This is a genomic window from Hymenobacter daecheongensis DSM 21074, assembly GCF_900141805.1.
Taxonomy (GTDB): Bacteria; Bacteroidota; Bacteroidia; order Cytophagales; family Hymenobacteraceae; genus Hymenobacter; species Hymenobacter daecheongensis.
In genome coordinates, this window is sequence record NZ_FQYN01000006.1 from 144,899 (window position 1) to 165,433 (window position 20,535).

The 20,535-nt window shown below is 63.7% G+C and carries 15 protein-coding genes; 3 read left to right on the forward strand and 12 right to left on the reverse strand.

Going from position 1 to position 20,535, the window contains the following annotated elements; translation table 11 throughout:
- Positions 1–9: 9 nt before the first annotated feature.
- The 5 genes from BUB62_RS12780 to BUB62_RS12800 all read right to left on the reverse strand — a co-directional run bounded on the left by BUB62_RS12780 (position 10) and on the right by BUB62_RS12800 (position 6,498).
- Positions 10–2,241 (reverse strand): DUF4175 family protein, encoded by a 2,232-nt coding sequence (locus BUB62_RS12780; RefSeq protein ID WP_073110634.1) that lies wholly within the window; start codon positions 2,239–2,241, stop codon positions 10–12.
- Positions 2,238–3,806: a BatA domain-containing protein gene (locus tag BUB62_RS12785; protein WP_084539050.1), complete on the reverse strand. Its 1,569-nt coding sequence runs from the start codon at positions 3,804–3,806 to the stop codon at positions 2,238–2,240. Before BUB62_RS12785 ends, BUB62_RS12780 begins: the two co-directional genes overlap by 4 nt.
- 51 nt (positions 3,807–3,857) lie before the next feature.
- On the reverse strand, positions 3,858–4,742 hold the full coding sequence (locus BUB62_RS12790) for a DUF58 domain-containing protein (RefSeq protein ID WP_073110637.1): 885 nt from the start codon (positions 4,740–4,742) through the stop codon (positions 3,858–3,860).
- A gap of 76 nt (positions 4,743–4,818) precedes the next feature.
- Positions 4,819–5,796: an AAA family ATPase gene (locus BUB62_RS12795; RefSeq protein ID WP_073110639.1), complete on the reverse strand. Its 978-nt coding sequence runs from the start codon at positions 5,794–5,796 to the stop codon at positions 4,819–4,821.
- Positions 5,797–5,874: 78 nt separating this feature from the next.
- Entirely contained in the window at positions 5,875–6,498 is a 624-nt protein-coding gene (locus tag BUB62_RS12800) for a DUF4159 domain-containing protein (RefSeq protein WP_073110641.1), read from the reverse strand.
- Between the two features lie 159 nt (positions 6,499–6,657).
- Between BUB62_RS12800 and BUB62_RS12805 the strand changes: the two genes are divergently transcribed.
- A complete protein-coding gene (locus BUB62_RS12805; RefSeq protein ID WP_073110642.1) occupies positions 6,658–7,275 on the forward strand; it encodes a porin family protein in 618 nt (205 codons plus the stop codon).
- Between the two features lie 9 nt (positions 7,276–7,284).
- Here BUB62_RS12805 and BUB62_RS12810 read toward each other — a convergent pair whose 3' ends face one another.
- The 5 genes from BUB62_RS12810 to BUB62_RS19340 all read right to left on the reverse strand — a co-directional run bounded on the left by BUB62_RS12810 (position 7,285) and on the right by BUB62_RS19340 (position 13,649).
- A complete protein-coding gene (locus tag BUB62_RS12810; protein ID WP_073110644.1) occupies positions 7,285–7,671 on the reverse strand; it encodes a hypothetical protein in 387 nt (128 codons plus the stop codon).
- 291 nt (positions 7,672–7,962) lie between these two features.
- Positions 7,963–9,282 carry a TldD/PmbA family protein gene (locus BUB62_RS12815; RefSeq protein WP_073110646.1) on the reverse strand — a complete coding sequence of 440 codons (1,320 nt, stop codon included), beginning with the start codon at positions 9,280–9,282 and terminating at the stop codon, positions 7,963–7,965.
- A 96-nt stretch (positions 9,283–9,378) separates the two neighbouring features.
- Positions 9,379–11,028, reverse strand: a complete 1,650-nt coding sequence (locus BUB62_RS12820) for a TldD/PmbA family protein (protein ID WP_073110648.1) — start codon at positions 11,026–11,028, stop codon at positions 9,379–9,381.
- Between the two features lie 109 nt (positions 11,029–11,137).
- Positions 11,138–12,166, reverse strand: a complete 1,029-nt coding sequence (locus BUB62_RS12825; RefSeq protein WP_073110650.1) for a 5-methylcytosine restriction system specificity protein McrC — start codon at positions 12,164–12,166, stop codon at positions 11,138–11,140.
- A gap of 184 nt (positions 12,167–12,350) precedes the next feature.
- Positions 12,351–13,649, reverse strand: a complete 1,299-nt coding sequence (locus BUB62_RS19340; RefSeq protein WP_159437464.1) for an AAA family ATPase — start codon at positions 13,647–13,649, stop codon at positions 12,351–12,353.
- Between the two features lie 350 nt (positions 13,650–13,999).
- Between BUB62_RS19340 and BUB62_RS12835 the strand changes: the two genes are divergently transcribed.
- Positions 14,000–16,486, forward strand: a complete 2,487-nt coding sequence (locus BUB62_RS12835; RefSeq protein ID WP_073110651.1) for a M1 family metallopeptidase — start codon at positions 14,000–14,002, stop codon at positions 16,484–16,486.
- A gap of 71 nt (positions 16,487–16,557) precedes the next feature.
- On the opposite strand, the gene BUB62_RS19675 is transcribed toward BUB62_RS12835, so the two are convergent.
- Both BUB62_RS19675 and BUB62_RS12840 read right to left on the reverse strand, forming a co-directional pair.
- Positions 16,558–16,680, reverse strand: a complete 123-nt coding sequence (locus tag BUB62_RS19675) for a hypothetical protein (RefSeq protein WP_262490510.1) — start codon at positions 16,678–16,680, stop codon at positions 16,558–16,560.
- A gap of 217 nt (positions 16,681–16,897) precedes the next feature.
- Positions 16,898–18,982, reverse strand: a complete 2,085-nt coding sequence (locus BUB62_RS12840; RefSeq protein WP_073110652.1) for a sigma-54-dependent Fis family transcriptional regulator — start codon at positions 18,980–18,982, stop codon at positions 16,898–16,900.
- A 212-nt stretch (positions 18,983–19,194) separates the two neighbouring features.
- Here BUB62_RS12840 and BUB62_RS12845 point away from each other — a divergent pair, with 212 nt between their 5' ends.
- The gene (locus BUB62_RS12845; RefSeq protein WP_159437465.1) at positions 19,195–20,520 is read left to right on the forward strand and encodes a TolC family protein; all 1,326 of its coding nucleotides are present in this window, start codon (positions 19,195–19,197) and stop codon (positions 20,518–20,520) included.
- Positions 20,521–20,535: the final 15 nt, after the last annotated feature.

Below are 20,535 nucleotides of genomic sequence, written 5' to 3' on the forward strand. Positions count from 1 at the left end.
GGCGTAAAGCTAGCGGCTAAGCTCCTGGAAATAGCGCCGCGCCAGCCGGTCGGGGCCGGGCGGGCGGGCTGGGGCCGCGGGCGGCACCGGCAGCAACCCGGTGAAGGCCGCCTCCACGGCCCCGGCACACGCGAGGCAGGGCGGGCGGCCGGCCCGGATTTCGGCGCTGAGCTGCCGGAGCTGGCGTATGGCCGCCAGGTAGCGCCCCGGCCGTGCCAGCGCGGCCCCTGCCAACTGCTGACCGGCCCGTTCAAGCACTGCTGCTTTAGTGGGAGGCACGGCCGCGCCGCGCCGCAGCGCGCTCAGTACCGTCAGCGCCGCCCGAACGTCGGGCTGAGCGGGCGGGGCGGCCAGCTGCTGCCGGCGGCGCGGGGCGGCGGCACCGGCCAGCTCGCCGGTGAGGCGCACGGTGGCTTCGGGAATGACGGGCGAGTCGAAGCCGGACTTTTTCACGTAGGCGCGGGTTTGTTGCTGCACCTGCTTGAGCAGGCGCAGGGCGCGGTATTCGTAGGGCAGCGCCTCGGCCGGGCGCACAGTGCGCAGGCGCAGCTCGGCTTCCCACATCTGGCCCAGCACGCCACGCAGCTTGGCCTTCACGGCAGGCTCCAGAAAGTCGGCGGTTTCGGAGTCGTCGTGGCGGTGCAGGTAGGGCTCCAGCAGCTGCTCCGGCGCGGGCGGAGCAGCGCCGGAAGGGGCGGGCTCGGTGCTATGGTCGTGCCCGTCCTCATCCGCCGCGGTGTAGTCGGCGTCTTCGGCGTGGCCGGCCTCGGCTACGGGCGGGCGGGGGGAGCTTTGGCCGATGCCCTGCGCAAACTCTTCGCCCAGAAACTTGCCGTAGCGCAGGCGAAGCACTTTCTGGTCGTGGCCCAGAGCGTTGGCGCGGTCGGCGAAGGCCGTTGGCGTGAGTTGGCGGCGCTCGGCCAGCAGCTTTTCGGTATCGATGATTACCTGCCGCTGGCTGCGGAAGTAGGCCGGCATTACGTTCACGCCCATGGCCATGTCGTTGCCAGCGTCGGTTACGGTGGTGTCTTCCCACTGCACCAGGTAGGTGTCGGAGCGGGTGTCGTGGCGGGCGTTGTCCCAGGTGCGCACGTAGAAATACAGCTCGTCGCCGTAGGTGAGGCCCAGGGCCGACAGGCGCAGCCGGTGCGTGGCCGGGTGCTGGATAGGCTGATTTTGGAAGCCGGGCAGCTCGGCCACTACTTCCCTGAACTTGACGGCCTCGCCCTGGCCCTGCGCGATGGTAGTCACCACCTGGGCGCGGGTCAGGCCGTAGTCGTCGCTTAGCGCCAATTGAATGGCCACTTCCGGCTTTTGCCCAAATTCCACCAGCGTATAGGGCCGGGGGCTGCGAATTCGGATGACGGGGGCACGGTCGGGGCGCACCTCTACGGCGTAGTCAGTGGAAGTCTGGCCGGCGAAGCGAATCTGGTACAACGCTGATTTTGTGAGCGTATAAGCAGCCGAAAACACGGCTGGCTGGCCCGCCACGGGCTGAAATTCTACCCGCTGCCCATTCAGCACGAGCAGCGGCCGGCCCGCCGCCCGGCTCACGCGCACCGTCCAGATGGCCCGCGCGCCCTGCGGGCAAGTGAAGGAAGGCGCGGCGGCCGTAAACGCGGCCTGACGGGTGTAGGCCGGCGGCACAACCCGGATGCGCGTCTCTATAATTTTAGCCGGCACCGGCTTTGCTTTAGGGTTGACCGAGGGCGGGAAATGCAGGTTGGTAGTGGCTTGATAATGAGTTAACTCAGTCTTCGTGAAAGAAGGCCAAACCCACAGAGCGGCACTCAGCGCCAGCAGGCCGGCCGTGAGCAGCGCGGCGGGCTGATACCGCACTGGCAATGCCGCGTCACTGGTCCATAAGTCAGCCAACCGCGCAGCTACGTGCCGCTGCTGCAATTGCTCCAACAGATTAAGCTGCGCCGCGGGCCGCAGGAGTAGGCCGGTGCTGTCTTCGAGTTGGGGAAAGCGCCGGTCGAGCAGGCGGGCAATGGCGGCGGCCGGCAGCCGCCAGATGCGCCCGAGCTGCCACGTCAGCCAGCCAGCACCTACGGCAGCGCCACCCAGCGCCAGCCACCGGAGCTGAGGTAGCCGCAGCGCCACAAGTGCCAGGAGCAGCAAGGCCGCCAGCGCGGGCAGCAGCACCCGGCCGCTGCGCTGGCCCGCATACCGCCGCCGGATTCGCTGCAGCGCTTCCAGGCCCACCTTTGGCTCCGATGATAAAATACCAATACTCATAGCGGCGCGGCCAGAAGGGAGGAAATACGAGCCGCCACCAGCCGCTCCAGCGCCCACAGTAGCGCCGCCGCCAACACCAGCCACACGCGCAGGGCAGTAGTATCGGCAGCGGGGCGTAAGGGCTGGGCCACTGTGGTTGGTGGCCGTTGCTGCGGGCGCAGCTGGGCCCGGTCGAGCAGGCGCTGATCCTGGGGCGGGGTCGGGGCGGACAAGATGGGGCGCAGCAGCGTGAGCCACAGTTCCGGTAGCTCGGAGCTTTCGGCCAGCTGGCTCCAGGCCGGATGCAGCCGGCTATGAAAATAGTAGGATGCGCCCCGGCCGCTCAGCCGCCGCGACAGCACGGGTCGGCCCGTGGCAGTGCGCCACAATACGGCGGCCCCGGCCCGCCGCTGGGTGTCGAGGCGGGTCAGGGGAAATGATTCGCGCAGCGGAACCACGGAAAAGCTGGTGGGCAGAAAAACACCGGGCTGCCGGCCATCCTGCCAAAGCCGCAGCCCCCGCGCAACCCGCGCCTGCCAGGCCACGGGCGGGGCTGCATCAGCCAGCCAAAACAGCCAGTCGGCCGGGGTGGTGGCGGCGGGCGCGGTAGAAGAAACCGTGAGCACCAGGCGCGTAGGCAAACCCAGCGCGGCAGCCCGCAGTGCCGCCCGCAGATATTGCGCATCCGGCGCGTGCGCTGCATCATAATACACCCAAACGCGCAACGGCGGCTGCACCGGCACGCGGGCCGAATCCGGCCCCGCTACCCGGATGCTGGCCGGACCGGCCGCAGTAGGATAATAATGTAGCGGCGGCAGACCCCTTTGGGGTGCGGTGAGAATAGCAGTCTGGCGCGGCCGGCGCACACTGAAGCTACGGGCGGAAGTGCCCTCTTCCGAACTCCGGCTCACCAGCAGCCGCAGGCTATCGGGGCCGCTGAGGCTGGCGGCTTGCAGCCAGGTAGTTTTCGTGGGCGGTAGCGGTACGGTTTGCCACGCTACGCGCGCAGGTAGCGCCGGCCGGATGCCCTGAAAATGGCGCAGCGCCGCCGAGGTGTACACCTGTATCAGCTGGTTTGGAAATGAGTCGGTGGCCTGCGCGACGCGGGGCCAGAAGCTGGCGGTGCGGTCGGCGGAAATTGCGGGAAGCGCGGTCGAATCGGGGGAAGGTTGGTTCAGTTGCTGCCACAGGGTATCGGAGAGGCGGGGGAAGCCGGCCGCGAGCCGGCGTAGCGCAAAGCCGCGCCGCCGCAGCGAGTCGATGGTGGGGCGGATGACGGCCAGGGAGCCGGAAGTGAGTACATCGGCGCTGAGCAGGATTTGGCCGGCGGGGGCTCGGCCGGGGCGCTGCCATGCGGGTTCAGCTACGGCTAGGGCCAGCAGCACCACTACGGCCACCCGCAGCAGCAACAGCGCCAGCTGCTCCAGCTTCAGGCTGCGCATCCGGCGGTTGGCCCCGGCCAGCAGCCACCGAATGCTGCCCACGGCCACCACGCGGCCCGGCCGTCGGTTCCATAAGTGAATAGCCACGGGAACCGCCACGCCCAGCAACGCCAACAATCCGGAAGAGGCAAGAAACGTGAGCAAGCAGCGGAGAAATTAGGAATCGAAAATCAGATGAAAGCAAAGACGCGCAACTCAGCCCGAAGCGGCCTGCCGGCGGCGCAAAAATTCGCGCAGCGCCGCATCCAGCGGCTCGGCGGTAGAAAGCTGGTGGTAGTCGAAGCCCTGACGGCGGGCGGCGTGGGCGGTGGTGCGCAGCCACTCGCGCAGCTGCTGCTGGTAGCCGGCTCGCTGGGCCTCGGCATTGAGCTGCACCGTTTGCCCCGATTCCAGATCCTGCAGCGTGACGCTTCCCTGATACGTGAAATTCAGCTCGTTGCCGGCCAGAAGGTGCAGCAGCAGCACCTCGCCCGACACAGCCCGCAGGCGGGCGAGCAGGGTCTGAATCTCGGCTTCTTCTTCGTATAAATCACTCAAGCATACCGTAAGGGCGCGCTGGCGGCGGACCAGCAGCGGAGCCAACAGCGCCGCCTCCGGAAAGCGTCCTGCGCCGGTCGTGTTTTGCAGCGCCTGGTAGATGCGGGGCAGCTGGCGGGCATCGGGGCGGGCAGGCAGGTGCACTAGGCCGCCGGGGTGCAGAATACTGAGTGACACGGCATCGCCCTGCTGCTGGGCCAGGTAGGCCAGCGCGGCCAGCAGCAGGCGGCCGTAGTCGAGCTTGGTCAGGCCATTGTCGTCGCGGTGGTTCATGCTGGCGCTGGCATCGAGCAGCAGGTGCACCGTGAGGCTGGTATCTACTTCCGATTCGCGCAGGTAGTAGCGGTCGGAGCGGGCGGCCAGGCGCCAGTCGAGGCGGCGCAGGTCGTCGCCGGGCTGGTAGGGGCGGTACTGGCTGAACTCCAGGCCCGCGCCCTGCCGTCGGCTCTGGTGGTGACCCGCCAAAAAGCCCTCGGCGGCCTTTCGGGCCGCCAGGGGCAGATTGTGCAGGGAGTGCAGGAGTTCGGGAGTCAGCAGCGACATTTCACGCAGGGTCTCGCAGTGGTTTTCGCATGGTTTCGCAGTGGTGGTTCAAACCCTGCCACACCTTGTGTGAATTTTACAACAATACATCCCGCAGCAATTCGGCCACGGCATCGTCGGCGGTTAGGTTTTCGGCTTCGGCGTTGAAGTTGAGCAGGATGCGGTGGCGCAACACCGGCGGGGCCAGGGCGCGGATGTCTTCCAGGGTAGCGGCAAAGCGACCCTGAAGCAGGGCGCGGGCTTTGGCGCACAGAATTAGGGCTTGGCCGGCGCGGGGGCCCGCGCCCCAGCGGCCGTATTCCTGAATAAACTTCACCTGGGACGTAGCCGGGCGGGTGGCGCGCACCAGCCGGTTCACGTAGTCGAGTAGCTCGGGGCTGAGGCTCACCTGCCGCACCAGCTGCTGCAGCTGACGGATGTCTTCGCCACTGAGCACGGGCTGCACCGCGGGGCGGGCGGTGCCGGTGGTGCCGCTCAGCACGGCCAGCTCCTCCTGCTCGGTGGGGTAGCCGATGCGGATGTAGAGCAGAAACCGGTCGAGCTGGGCCTCGGGCAGCGGGTAGGTGCCGCTTTGCTCGATGGGGTTTTGGGTGGCCAGCAGAAAAAATGGCTTGGGCAGCGCGTGCTCTTGGCCGGCGTAGGTCACGTGGCCTTCCTGCATGGCTTCGAGCAGCGCGGCCTGGGTTTTGGGCGGCGTGCGGTTTATCTCATCGGCCAGCACCAGGCTGGCGAAGATGGGACCGGGGTTGAACTTGAAGGAGCGGTGCCCCGTGCCGTGGTCTTCCTCCAATACCTCGGTGCCCAGAATGTCGGTCGGCATCAGGTCCGGGGTGAACTGGATGCGGCGGAACGGCAAGTCGGTGGCGGCGGCCAGCGTGCGCACGAGCAGGGTTTTGGCCAGCCCCGGCACGCCCTCCAACAGCGCGTGCCCACCGGCCAGCAGCGCCACCAGCACTTCATCGAGCACCGTTTCCTGGCCCACAATAACCTTGGCAATTTCAGCTTTAAGCACCGGCAGCTTGGCCAGTAGATTCTTGAGTTCTTGTTCAGTCATCCAGATAAGATTTCCCGCAGAGGTTCGCGGAGGTAGGCGCAGATTTTCGCGGAGGTTGTGCCGGAAAGAGTTGACAGGTTACGCAGTTAACGCATACAGCAGGATATTCACCCCAAATTTCGTGTTGTCCTCCGCCAGAAAGCGCTTGTTGCGGAAGTCGTAGTCCCACTCGCAGCCGTAGTCTTTGTTGGAGTAGAGCACGCCGAGGCGGCCGTTTATTTCAATGCCTTTCAGGTAGTCGTGCACCAGGTCGTCGCCCCAGCCATTCAGCTCGAAGGTGGTAGGCGGCGGGCCGTCGGGGAAGGGGAAAAACTGCGCGTAAATCGGGTGCGTTTTCGGGAGCTTGCGCAGCGCCTCGGCCCCGAAGCACTGGCGCATCTGCTCCTCGAAGGAGCGGGCAAACAGGCCGTCGATGTCGTGGTTGCAGTCATCCACGAACACGAAGCCGCCGTTGCGCACGTACTGCGTGAAGTTCTGCTTTTCCGCGGCCGAAAACTGCACCAGGCGGTGGCCGGAAAGGTAGCAGAAGGGGTAATTAAAAAGCTCCGGACTGTCTAGGGCTACCACTTTTTCCTTCGGATTCACGGGCACCTTAGTGTACTGAATCAGGGAGTGCAGCAGGTTGGCGGGCATCCGCTCGTCCACGGCATCCCAGTCGCCGGAGCGGTACTGCAGACGAACGAAAGTGAAAGGCGTGGGCATGAGGCGGCGGGGCGAAGAAGCCGGGCCAAGGACGGGAACAAATCCGGAAAGGTGGCTTCGCCGACCGGCAATAATTGTGGCCCCCGCCAGCGTTATTGAAATTGCGTTGCCGAAAGCCAACCTTTGTCCCGGCTTACTTCCACGCTCACTTCCCGCGCTATGAAACGTCTGCTTCTACTGCTGCCCGCCCTGCTGGCGCTGCACACGGCCCAGGGCCAGTTTGGCCTGAAAGCCGGCGCGAATGCCGCCGTGCTGGATGGTAAAATCAACGAAAGCACCCGCTACAAGACCTATTACCACGCCGGTCTGCTCTACCAGTACAAGCTTATCGGCCCCGTCTCGCTGCAGCCCGAGCTGCTGTACTCGCTGCAGGGCACCGAAACCAAGTCTGACTTCGAGAACTACGACACCAAGCTGCACTACCTCACGCTGCCCATTCTGGCCAAAGTATCAGTGGGGCCGGTGTTTGTGGAAGGCGGGCCGCAGTTCGGGGTGCTGCTCACGGCCCGCGACGCGGGCACGATGCTGGTATCAGCTCCCGGCACCACGGCGCAGTATGGCAGCACCAGCCGGCAGGTAGAGGATAACTTCAAGAAAGGCGACTTCAGCCTATGCGCCGGCGCGGGCCTCAAGCTGGGCCCGGTGCTGCTCGGCGGCCGCTTCAATGCCGGCATCAACGACATCAACGATGTGAAAAACGTGTCCGGCGTAAACGACGCAAAGCTGCACAACCGCGTATTTCAGGCCTACGTGGCAGTGCAGCTCGGCGACGATTAGTAGAGCGAGCTATTTTTTGCCGGGGTCTTTGGTGCCGCAGCGGTCGGCGGTTTCCAGGCACGTTAGCACCACGGCTACGTCGGCCAAGCTGCCGGCCGCCACGGTCCCGCCTTTGGTGTAGCCAATGCGCAGCACCTGCCCATCCTGCTGCTGGGGTTGGTAAGCATCCCAGGCTGGCCCGGTAGGCTGCAGCCTGGTGCCATCGGCCAGTACCAGCGTGGTGTGCTCGGTGGGGCACATCAGCGTCTTGCCGGGGCACAGGCGCACCGTGGCCGGCGTGCCACAGGCGGTATTGGGCTCCACATTTTCCTTTTTGGTGCAGCCAGTCAGGCTCAGGCCAGCCAGCAGGCTCAGGCCGAGCAGGATCGGGGAGGCGGAAGTAGAAATGGAGCGCATACCGAGAAGGGTTGAAGTGAGGAAAAGCAGGCTGCTTGCTACAGCCTGGCCAGCCCAAACCGGCCAGCTTATTTAGGAGAGCCGGCCGCCGCCGGGATGGTTGCACGGGAGGGTGTTGGAATATAACGAATCTTGCCAGTGCGAATGAAAAAGCCGCCAGCCTTGATGGCTGGCGGCTTTTTCATTCGCTCAACTTTAGCAGTCCTCCGGTCTGTGTGTGGAAAAAACCTACACAACGCGCAGGAACTCGCTTCGCTCGTGGCGGAACGGATTTTCGCCGTACCACGCACCTTATACCGCGTCGGAAAGGCTGGTAAAGGTGAACTCGCGGATTTTGAGCGGGGGCACTAGGTTGCCGTCTACGCGCTGGGGCTTGCCGAGGGCCTCCAGGTTGTTGAGCATGATAATGGGGCTCTCATTGAAGCGGAAGTTCTTCACCGGGTGCTTGATCTTGCCGTTTTCGATGTAGAACGTGCCGTCGCGCGTCAGGCCGGTGTAGAGCAGCGTCTGCGGATCGACGGCGCGGATGTACCACAGGCGCGTGACCAGAATGCCTTTGGCGGTGCCCTTAATCATGTCCTGCACGCTCTGGGTGCCGCCTTCCATGATCCAGCCGCCGGGCGCGGGCAGGTCCGGAATGCCGGCTTTCTGGGCCCAGAAGCGCGAGGAATACAGGTTTTTGACTACGCCCTTCTCAATCCAGGCCACGCGCTTCTGCGGGCGGCCGTCGCCGGCAAATACGCGGCCGGGGAGGTCGGCGCTGCTGGGGTCGGAGTAGATGCTGACGCGCTCATCGAAGAGCTTTTCGCCCTTCTTGATGCCGCCACCCTTCTTGCTCAGGAAGCTGCGGCCCTCGCCGGCCGCGCGGGCATCCATCGACTCCATCATGTTGCTCAGCAACTCGACCGAGGCCGCGGGCTCCAGAATCACGGTGTATTTGCCGGGCTCAATGGCTTTGGCCGCCACCGAGCCGGCGGCTTTGTCGGCGGCAATCTGGGTGAGGCGGCCGGCATCGAACTTGCTGGCATCGTTGTAGTCGGCCACGGCGTAGCCCGAGCCGGTGCCGTCGGGCGTGCGCACCGTCACGGAGTATTCCAGGCTGGTATAGGGCTGGTAAGCTTCCAGGCCCTTGCTGTTGCGGCGGGCCGTGAACCCGGCCGTATCATTCAGAAAACCGGCCGAAGTGAGTTTGCGCTTCTCGCAGAGGTTCAGGCTGGCGGCCGTTTGCTGGGCGCGGTAGTCGGGCGTGATGTTGGCGGTGCTTTGCACGAAGGCCTTCGAACCATCCAGGTACTGCTGGGGGCCCAGCAGGGGCATGTATTCGGGGCTTTCGGGGGCGAGGCGGGCTATTTCCTCGACCCGCTGCACGCAGCGGCGCAGGGTCGCGTCGTCGAATTCGTTGCAGGTGGCCACGCCGCTGCGCTTGCCAAACCGCGCCTCTACGCTGAGCTGCACGTTATCAACGGCTCCGCTGGTGCTGATGGCGTTGCGGGCCGAGCGCACGTTGCCGCCCGTCTGCCCGCTGAGCGTCGCCTCGCACTCGTCGGCCGTGCTGAAGCTGAGCACCTTTTTGAGGATATTCTGTGCTTCGTCTTTAGAGAGTATTGCCATGTTTTTTTCGAATGTGCGAAATGTGGAAAATGCGGGGTGAATGTGAAAAATACCACGGCACACCGGCCATACTATTTGCATTACCCACATTAAAATTTATCCCACTTTGCGGGCCGTATTGATAATATTAACTCCGTTAAAGCGCGTGGTGCTGCTGCCGTGGCTGACGGCCGACACCTGCGAGGGCTGGCCTTTACCGTCGAAAAAGGAGCCGAACAAGCGGTAGTCCGACTCGTCGCAGATGGCCGCGCAGCTGTTCCAGAACTCCTGGGTGTTGGCCTGGTAGGCCACGTCTTCCAGCTGGCCCACGATTTTGCCCTTCTCGATGGCGTAGAACACTGTGCCGCCAAACTGGAAGTTGTAGCGCTGCTGGTCGATGGAGTAAGAGCCGCGGCCGGCGATGTAGATGCCTTTGTCCACGCCTTTGATCATGTCGTCCACGCTCATTTTCTGCTGGCCGGGCTTGAGACTGATGTTGGCCATGCGCTGAAACTGCACATCCTGCCACGACTGCGCGTAGCAGCACCCATCCGACTCCTCTTGCCCCACAATGGCGGCTTGGTCGCGGATTTTCTGGTAGTCCACCAGCGTACCGTCTTTTATGATGTCCCACTGCTTGGTTTTCACGCCTTCGTCGTCGTAGCCCACCGCGCCGAGCGAGCCGGGCTGGGTTTTGTCGGCGAAGATGTTCACCAGCTTCGAGCCGTAGGGCTGTTTTTTGGCCTTCCACTCCAGCGTGGCGAAGCTGGTGCCAGCGTAGTTGGCCTCGTAGCCCAGCACCCGGTCCAGCTCGGTAGCGTGGCCGATGCTTTCGTGAATGGTGAGGCCCAGGTGGTTGGGGTCGAGCACGATGTCGTACTTGCCCGGCGTCACGGATTTGGCCGTGAGCTTACCCTTGGCCTGCTGGGCGGCCAGGGCCGCGTCTTCCAGCATGTCGTAGCTGTTTTTGTAGCCGATGAGGCCCGTGCCGGCCGGCCCGGCAATCTTGTCGGCGGCCTTGGGCGTCAGGTACTCATAGCCCAGACCCATGGGCGCGCTGAGGGCTTCGCGGGTGCGGAATTTGCCAGAGGCGCGGTCTACGGCCGTTACACCGAACGTGGGCCAGATGCGGTGCACGTCCTGATCGATGTAGGAGCCGTCGGTGCTGGCAAAATACTTCTGCTCGTTGATCTGAAACAGCGACGAGTTCACGAAGCTGGCCCCGTTGTCGAGGGCCTTGGCGTTGGCGGCCAGCAGCAGCTCTACTTTCTGGGCAATGGGCACCTCAAAGGCACTCTGCTGAATCGGGGTTTTCCAGCTCACCTCGCCGTAGCCCTGCTGCGGAGCGAGGTTTACCTGGCCCTTCTGCACTTTCGCGTTGGCTTTGGCAATGGCCACGGCCAGCTGCGCGGCTTTGGCCAGCCCGGCTTCGGTCACGGTGTTGGTGGCCGCGAAGCCCCAGTTGCCGTTGGCCAGCACCCGCACGCCCGCGCCGTAGCTTTCGCCGCTGGCAATGTTCTGCACCTGCTTTTCGCGGGTGAAAATGCTCTGGTTGAGGTAGCGCCCGATGCGCACGTCGGCGTAGGTAGCCCCCGCGGATTTGGCGGCGTTGAGGGCCGCGTCGGCCAGCCGCTTTTTCAGGGCCGGATCCACGGTTTCCAGCAGCCGCTCGGGGTCTACCAGCGTGCCGCCGAAGCTGGGGATGCCCGGCAGAAACAGAGCCCCGGCCGCTAAGCTGGTCAGCCCTACAAAGTCGCGTCGTTTCAAGAGGTAGAAGTTTGGTGGATGGAAGAAGGAAGGGGTGAGCAGTTTAGGCAGAAATCCGGGAAAATTTAATTCTATGGACGGGCAGGGTAGGGGCACGTTGCACGCGCCCCTACAGCAGGGCCAGCAAATCGGCTTTGATGCCGGGCCAGGGCTGGTTCAGATCAATCGTGACCACGCGCACGGGGTGGCCGCCCAGGGTGTAGCGCACATCCACCATCTGCGCGGCGGCGGGGTAGAGCAGGATGCCTTCCAGCTGCTGGCCGGGCAGCGTGGGCTGGTTCTGCAGGTAGGCGTAAAGCTGATATAAGTGCGGTGAAATCAGCTTCTGCTGATCGTAGCGCGGGCGCAGGGCGGCGGCGTAGTACTTCGTGTCGAGGATGATTTTGCGGGCCGGGCTTTCCAGCGAGGTGTCCGTAATCATGGCTGGGAGCAGGGCCAGGTCGGCGGCCGAGCCGGCTTCGGCCCGCCACTGAATCGTTTCGGAAAGTACCCGGAACTGGCGCTGCTCCAAGCGGTAGAAGTTGCGCACGAACTGCTCAAACAGCTGGGCCATCAGCCTCTCGTCGCGGCGAAAGTCGCGGAAGCGGGTGCGGCCCGTGGCGGCGGCTTCGGGCAGGGCGCTGCGCTGAATAAGCTCGCACACATTCAGCAAAAATGCCTCCGCCCCCGACAGCCGCAGCCGGCGCACCGCCCGCAGCGCCGCCCCCGAAAGCGGCATGGGCACAACGCTGGCCGGGAAGCGCCGCCGCAGATTCTGGATGTCGTGGCGCAGCGCGGCCGGCAGGCTGCGCCCGGTGCTTAGCTGCGTGAGCGTGCCCAGCAGCAGACTATTGAACGGCGTATCTGGCCCCAGCTTATCGTATTGGCACACGGCGCGGCCCCGGCGCAGCAGGTCGCGGCTCAGGCTATCGGCCAGCAGCAGGCGGCCGCGCAGCTCGCCCAGTTCCTCGCGCCGCTCCGAATACGCGTTTTCCAGCCCCCGCCGCAGCAGCCGGCTCGTGCCGCTGGCCAGCACCTGCGCCAGCAGCTCCAACGGCCGCTGAAACGCGGCAGCCTCGGTGCTCAGCAGCGCCTCCTGCTCCGGCAGCCGGTTCCAGGCATAGCAAAGCAGGTAGTACAGGTTCTGGATCGGGACCACGGATTCGGATGGATTTTTCGGATTACGCGGATTTTGGGGACGATTCAGCCAAGGCTTGTGCATAGTAAACCGTTAGAACGTCATTCCGAGCGAAGTCGAGGAATCTCGCGTGCTGACACGGGATTAGTAATCTGACATCAGCACGCGAGATTCCTCGGCTGCGCTCGGAATGACGTTCTTTTGGCTACGGGCGCAGCAACCTCTTTGTCTGGGCGGCGGCTTTGGCGGGCTGGTCGAGCCAGTACTCATCCAGCAGCGGCCCGATTTCCTGCTCCAGTATCAGCGTGAGCCATTCTTCGGCCTCGGCCGGCTCGACGGGCGGCTGGCAGAAATAGCTGTGGCCCAGTTGAAAATCGGGGCCTAAGTCCGGGTCGTCGGCAATGGTTTGGTTCAGCTCGGTGAGCCGCGCCACCAGGCGGCTGATAACCGGTTTGGGTACGCCTTTTTCAGCCAGAAATCCTTGCAGGGCGGGGCCAAATTCCGGCTCCATTCGGATGAAGGCAAAGCGGCGGCGCAGAGCATAGTCCAGCGGGGCGAGGGAACGGTCGGCGGTGTTCATGGTGCCGATAACGAACAGGTTCTCGGGCACGAAAAACCGCGGTGCTTCGGGCGGCGCGTAGGGCAGGCGCACGGCGTGGGCGGGGCCGCGCTTGTCGGCTTCGAGCAGTAGTAGCAACTCTCCGAAAATCCGGCTCACGTTGCCCCGGTTTATTTCATCAATGAGCAGGAAATACGGCTTTTCGGGTTCCTGGGCAGCTTTTTGGCAAAAACCAAGCAGCACGCCGGGCGTGAGCTGGAAGGTGCCGTGGGCATCGGGCCGGAAGCCCTGAATGAAGTCTTCGTAGCTGTAGCTGGGATGAAACTGCACCAGCTCCACGCGGGCCGCATCGGTAGCGCCCAACTCCAGCCAGGCCAGGCGGCGGGCCAGAAACGTTTTGCCGGTGCCGGGCGGGCCCTGCAGAATCAGGTTGCGGCGGCGGTGCAGCGCGGCCAGCGCCTGGGTCAGCGTTTTATCGGAAATGAACAGCTCCTGCCGGGCCTCGGCGCGGGTGTAGGGTTGCGGGACCGGGGCATAGTCGGCTTCCGGTTCGTGGGCTACGGCGGCAGCGGTTTTGGTGGGCGCGGCCGAGCGACCGGGGCCAGTGTACAGCTCCTGCATAGCTTCCTGAGCCACCACGTCGCCGTCGAGAGCCGGGGAATTGGCTAGGGTGGGGCGCTTGGTGGTAATGGTGAAGTCGAGGCGCTCGAGCACCTGGTTGGTGGGAGCTCCGGCGGGCAGGGGCCAGGCGGCGTCGGGCTGGGCGGTGGCCAGCCGCCACGCCTGCTGCGCCACGGCCCGCGGCGGGTAGCGCCGGCCCCGGTACACGAGGTCGTAGACGGTGCTGGCCGGAATGGCCAGGGCCGTGCGGTCGAGGTGGCGCAGGGCGCGCAGCACTTGCTCGCGGGTGAGCTGAGTGGGGTCGGCAGGAGGGGAGGCAGGCATTCGGTTAAATGTACGGGCAAAACCTATTCTGTTATTGGAGCACGGGTCTTTTGCTCCGGTCCGGCGGATAATAAGTTGCCGAATTAATTTTTTTACAAAGTACCTTGCTTTGCACAGTACCGGTATATATGTTTGTGACACTATTTCGCTCCAGGCTGGTTTGCCCGGCACCGATAAGGGGATAAATGTGCCACAGATGCCTATCCGGGGCGGCGGCGCGAAAATATCGGCCTACATTTAATCCGCTTTGGGGCAGCCAAACGCCCCTTTGCTGCATCTGTTGCCCTACCGGCCCCGCCCGGCTGCCTGTCTCAGTTCCCCCGTTTCTTCCTCCCACTTTCCCTTTTCCCATGAACAAAGTCCTCACCGTTGCCATCTGCCTGCTGAGCACGGCAGCCGTGGCCCAACAGGCCCCCACAACTCCGGCCGACCCGGCGCTGAAGATTTACCGCGCCTCGGCCACCAAGACCAACGACCTGGTGCACACCAAGCTCGACGTGCGTTTCGACTACGCCAAGCGCCACCTCTACGGCAAAGAGTGGGTGACGCTGAAGCCCCACGCCTACGCCACCGACTCGCTGCGCCTCGATGCCAAGGGCATGGATATCAAGGCGGTAAGCCTGGTGAATGGCGAGCAGCTGCAGCCGCTGAAATATGACTACGCCGATAAGAATAACCTGCGCATCAACCTGGGCCGGGCCATGAAGCCGGGCGAAGCCTACACCATCTACATCGAATACACGGCCAAGCCCGACGAGCTGAAAGTGCAGGGCAGCGCCGCCATTTCTGATGCTAAGGGCCTGTATTTCATCAACCCCGACAGTACCGAGAAGGGCAAGCCCGTGCAGATCTGGACCCAGGGCGAGACGGAAGCCTCGTCGGCCTGGTTCCCGACCATCGACCGGCCCAACCAGAAAACGACCTCCGAAATCAGCATGACGGTGCCCAGCAAGTACGTGACGCTGAGCAACGGCCGCCTCGACGGCTCGAAGCCCGCCGGCCCCGGCCTGCGCACCGACACCTGGAAAATGGAGCAGCCCCACGCGCCGTATCTTTTCATGATGGCCGTCGGCGACTTCAAGATTCATAAGGAAACCTGGCGCGGCAAAGAGGTGAGCTACTACCTGGAGCCCAAATACGCGCCCTTTGCCAAGCAGATTTTCGGCAACACGCCCGACATGCTGGAGTTCTTCTCCAACCGCCTCGGCGTGGAGTATCCGTGGAATAAATACGCCCAGGTGGTGGTGCGCGACTACGTGAGCGGGGCCATGGAAAACACCTCGGCCACGCTGCACGGCGAGTTTGTGCAGATGACCGACAAGCAGCTGCCCGACCGCGAATACGGCAACGAGTCCGTCATTGCCCACGAGCTGTTTCACCAGTGGTTCGGCGACTACGTAACGGCCGAAAGCTGGAGCAACCTGACCGTGAACGAGAGCATGGCCGATTTCTCCGAAGGCCTCTACGCCGAGCACAAGTACGGCGCCGACGCCGGCGACTCGCACAACCACCGCAACCTGCGCAACTACCTGCGCAGCGCCCCCGATGCCCAAAAGCACCTCGTACGCTTCAACTATGGCGACAAGGAGGAAATGTTTGACCTGGTGAGCTACCAGAAAGGCGGCGCTATCGTGGACATGCTGCGCACCTACCTCGGCGACGACGTATTCTTCGCCGGCCTGCAGAAATACCTGAAAGACAATGCCTTCGGCAACGGTGAAGCCCACCAGATGCGCCTGGCGATGGAAGCCGTATCAGGCCAGGATCTGAACTGGTTCTACAACCAGTGGTACTACGGCACTGGTCACCCCGTGGTCAGCATCGATTACAGCTGGGACGCGGCCAAAAAGGTGCAGTCCGTGACGTTGAAGCAGAACCAGACGGGCCAGACCTTCCAGCTGCCCTTCGCCATTGATTATTGGGTGAACGGCAAGCCCCAGCGCCAGCGCGTGATGATGACCGAAGCCAGCCAGACCTTCACGATGCCGCTTTCCGCCAAGCCCGACCTGGTGGATGTGGACGCGGAAAAGACGCTGGTATGGCAGCAGACCGACAATAAGTCCATTGCCGAGTTTGCCTATCAGTACAAAAACGCCCCGCTCTACGTGGCTCGCCGCGAGGCGCTGCTGGCCGCCGATGCCAAGCAAACCACCGACCCGGCCGCCCTCAAGCTGCTGCTCAGCGGCCTGAACGATAAGTTCGACAACCTGCGCATGGTGGCCGCCGAGCGCCTGAAGCTCGACGACAAAGCCGTGGCCAAAGCCGCCGTGCCGGCCCTGCGCAAGCAGGCCGCCGCCGACAAGGACCCGCAGGCCCTGGCTATGCTGCTCACCGCCCTGGCCAAAGCCAAGGATAAGAAAGACGAGAAGCTGTTCGCCAATCAGCTGAGCACCAACAGCTCCTACACCGTGCAGGCCGCCGCGCTCAAGGCCCTGGCCGCCGTGAACCCGACCCAGGCCCTGAGCAAGGCCCAGGCCCTGGAAAGCACCGACCAGCCCGTGCTCAGCCAGGCCATTGCGGGCGTGTACGCTACTAGTGGCGGCCTGCCGCAGTGGAGCTACGTGCGCGACAAGTTCGACGCGGCCGGCGGCCAGGCTAAGTTTTCGTACTTCGAAGGCATGGGCACCATGCTGGCCCGCCTTGACGACCCGAAAGCCTTTGCCGAAGACGTAGACCGCCTCAAAACGCTGGCCATCACCTACAAGCGTTTCGGCGTGGATCAGCCCACCATCGGCATGATTCAGGCTGCCGTGAAGAAGCAGGCCGGCAGCACCAACGCCGCCGCCAACCAGGCCGTAGCCGACAAAGCCGTAGCCGAGATTCAGGCCGCGAAATAGACGGTTTGCAGCCCAAAAAAAGGCCGTTCCGGAATGTTCCGAAACGGCCTTTTTTTGGGCTGAAAGCCAGCTTATTTCTTCTGCGTGGTTTTGTTCTTGCCGTCGGGCTTGTCCTTCACGGTTTCCTCGTTTTTCTTCTCCTTATTCTTGGTGGCGGGGTCCGTGTGTTTGGGCGTGGATGCGGTCTGGGCCATGATGTGGGGGCGTTGGGGGTAGATGGATAGTAGGCTATACGCAGCCCGGCGCCGTAGGGTGGTGGCAAGGAGTAGGGGAGGCCAATAGAACGTCATGCTGAGCTTGTCGAAGCATCTCTACCGGGGGTAATCAATCCCAATACAACGAAGAGGTAGAGATGCTTCGACAAGCTCAGCATGACGTTCTTTTCCCATCGACCACCGTCAAAATAGGCCTTCACTCCCCCACCACCGTGCGCCGGATGCCCAGCTTTTTCATGCGGGCTTCCAGGGTTTTGGGGTTGATATCCAGCAGTACGGCCGCGCCATGGGGGCCGCTGACGCGGCCGGCGGTGCGGTGCAGGGCGGCCAGAATATGGTCGCGCTCCTGCTCGCGCAGGGTTTTGAGCGGGGCGTGCTCGGGCGGGGCGGGGGCAGCCTGCGCGGTGGCCGCCGAGAAGCCCGCAAACTCCAGAAACGGCCCCGACGACACGATAACGGCCTGTTGGAGCACGTGCTCCAGCTCCCGGATATTGCCCGGCCAGCCGTATTGCTGCATGGCCCGCAGGTCCCGCTCGCGCAGGCCGCGCACGGGCCGGGCCAGCTGCTTGGTGAAGCGCTCCAGGAAGTGGCGCATCAGCGGCTCAATGTCCTCGGGCCGCTCGCGCAGGGCGGGCAGCCGGATGGGGAATACGTTGAGGCGGTAATACAAATCGGCGCGGAAGCGGCCGGCGGCCACTTCGTCTTCCAGTACGCGGTTGGTGGCGGCAATCACGCGCACGTCGGTGTGAATGACGCGCCGGCCGCCGATGCGCTCGAACTCCTTTTCCTGCAGCACCCGCAGCAGCTTGGCCTGCAGATCGAGCGGCAGCTCCCCGATTTCATCCAGAAAAATAGTGCCGCCATCGGCCAGCTCAAACTTGCCGATGCGCCGGTCGTGGGCCCCGGTAAACGCGCCTTTCTCGTGCCCGAACAGCTCACTTTCAATCAATTGGGCGGGCAGGGCGGCGCAGTTGAGCTTGATGAGCGCCCGGTCTTTGCGCGGCGAGAGATTGTGCAGGGCCCTGGCTGCCAGCTCCTTGCCGGTGCCGGTTTCGCCCCCGATGAGCACCGTGGTATCGGTGGGGGCCACCTGCGCAATGCGCGTCTGCACCTGCTGCATCACGGCGCTCTGACCCACGAAATCCTCGAAGTTGCCGGTCGTGTTTATCTCGTCGATGAGGTAGGTGCGCTCCTGCTCCAGCTGGGTGCGCAGCGTTTCGATCTGTTCGAAGGCAAACAGATTGCGCATGGCCAGCGCAATCTGGGGGGCCAGGCTCATGAGCAGCTCCAGGTCGGCGGGCTGAAAATCTTCGCCCTTGTGGCGGGCCAGCACCAGCGCAGCGGCCTGGTCGTTGGTGGTGCCCAGGGGCGCGGCCATGATGGAGCGTGTGCCGTGCTGGGCCCGAATGTGGCGGATGAGGCGGTATTTTTCGGCCAGCCGGTCGTAGTCGGGGCCGTTGTAGATGGCGGGCTGAAAGAACAGCTCGAAGGCTTCGGCCTGCATGGCCTCGTAGTGGGGCAGGTGGTCCCAGCGGGTGCTTTCGAGCAGCACGAAGGTGCCGTCGGGCTGCTTGGCAAACTCGGCAAACGACTTCACCAGGCCTTGGCGCTGCTGCACGCGCACCCCGAAAAAGTCGCAGGGCAGCACGCGGTTCAGCTCGGTGGCCACGGTGCGAAACAGCTCCGTGCGCTCCTTGATGCTGAGCAGGGCATTATTGACAGCCAGCTGCATGGTTTTTTCCCGCTCGCGGCGCTCCACTTCCTCAAACGCCAGCGTATTGCTGACCGCCACGGCCACCAGGCTGCCGATCTTTTCGAGCAGAGCCAGATCGGAAGCGCCGAAGTCGGGCGAGCGGCGCGAGGCCAGCGCCAGCAGCCCGATAACCTGCCCGCCGGTGCGCAGCGGCACGGCCGTGAGGCATTCGATGCCCAGCTTGTGCAGAAACTGGAACATGCTGAAAGCGGGGTATTCGTGGCGCAGCCCAGCCAGGGGCAGCGTCCTGACGCGGGCATCGGTCACGAACTGCTCGATGGGCGTGCCGGCAATGGCAGTGCGCTGGGGCTGGTGCGGTTCCGGGGCGGTGGCCAGGTCGCTCACGTAGTCGCGCAGCAGCACGCGCCGGTAGTTTCCCTCGCCATCGACGGTGACGATGAGGATAACATCGAAGGGGAAAATCAGCCGGAGCTTTTCGGTCACGATTCGGAACAGCGGCTCCTTGCTGCGCGTGGTGGCAATGGCTTCGTTCAAGTACAGCAGCAGCGACTCTTCCTGGTTCGGCATGGCAGATTATTCCTTAAATAACAGGACTTAAAAAGAGGTATTCCTGTTATTTAAGCAAAACCGAGCGGGGAGACTTTTGTTGCGCCGAGAATAGTTTGCAAAATAATATTCGTTTAGAGCATGCTAAGGCTGTTTTTGAAAATTTAAATCCGGTTTTATTGCCCTGGCACACGATTAGGTAAAGCGTCGGCACCATCATGTTACCCGACACCATGCTTTCCCGACCAAAAATTTCCGTTCCGCTCGTGGCTGCGGGCCTGCTGCTGAGCGGCGCGGCCCACGCTCAGCAGGGGAGCGTCATCTCCGACTCCCTGTCGCTGGATGGCACCATCCGCTCGGTGCTGGAGGCCAACCCGGCCATCACGACGCTGGAGGAAGAAGTGAATGCCGCCACCAGCCGCGTGACGCAAAGCCGCGGCGGCTTTCTGCCCCAGATTACCGGCACGGCCACCTACACCCGCATCGACCCAGTGGTGAAGATACAGCTGAACCCGGAAGCGCCCGGCTTCCAGCTGGCCCCCAACAACAACTACGACGCGCATATCACGCTGCAATACGGCCTGCTCGATTTTGGCAAGAAGGAAGCCACCTACAACCTGGCCGAAAGCCGCCGCCTGACGGCCCTGGACCAGATAACGGTGACGCGCCGCGACCTGGCTTACTCGGCGGCGCAGGTGTACTACAATATTCTGTTTGTGCGCGAAAGCATCAAGGTGCAGAACGCCCAGATTGCCTCGCTCAAGCAGCATCAGCGCGAAATGGAGAAGCGGGTGGAAGGCGGCGTGAGCACCAAGTTCGACGTGACGACTACGCAGGTGCGCATCACGCAGGCCCAAAACACCAAAATCGACCTCGAAAACCAGCTCCGCAACCAGCAGGTGCAGCTGGCCCGCTACCTGCACCGGCCCGAGTCGGCGGGGGTGCCGGTGCGCGGCACGTTTGCCTACGAGCCGCAGACCGTGGATGTGGCGGCGGCGCTGGCCCAAGCCATCGAAAACCGGCCCGAAGTGAAGCTGGCCCGCGACGCGGAAAACACGGCCAACCTGAACCTGAAGCTGATTGAGCGGGCCAATATGCCCCTGCTGGGCGTAGGCGCGCAGGTGGGCGGCAAAAACGGCTACCTGCCTAACCTCGACCGATTCCGCCCCAACTCGGTGGGCGTGGTGCAGCTTTCGGTGCCGATTTATGACGGCAACAAGAACAAAAACCAGCGCGTGGAGGCTCTGGCCAATATTCGCGGCTCGCAGGCCCGCATTCAGGACACGCAGGAGCAGATCCGGGCCGACGTGCGGCAGGCAGCCAACAACCTGGAATCGGGGGCGGCCCGCTACGACAATGCCGTGGTGCAGATTGCGCAGGCCACCGATGCCCTCACCCGCGCCAAAGCCCGCTACCGCTACGACGTAGGCACCAACCTCGACGTGCTCGATGCCGAAACCTCGCTGGCCCAGGCCCGCCTGGCCCGCCTGCAGGCCATCTACAACTACACCCTCGGCCAATACCAGCTGAAACGCGCCATCGGCGCGCAGATATGGTGAAATAGTGAGATAGTG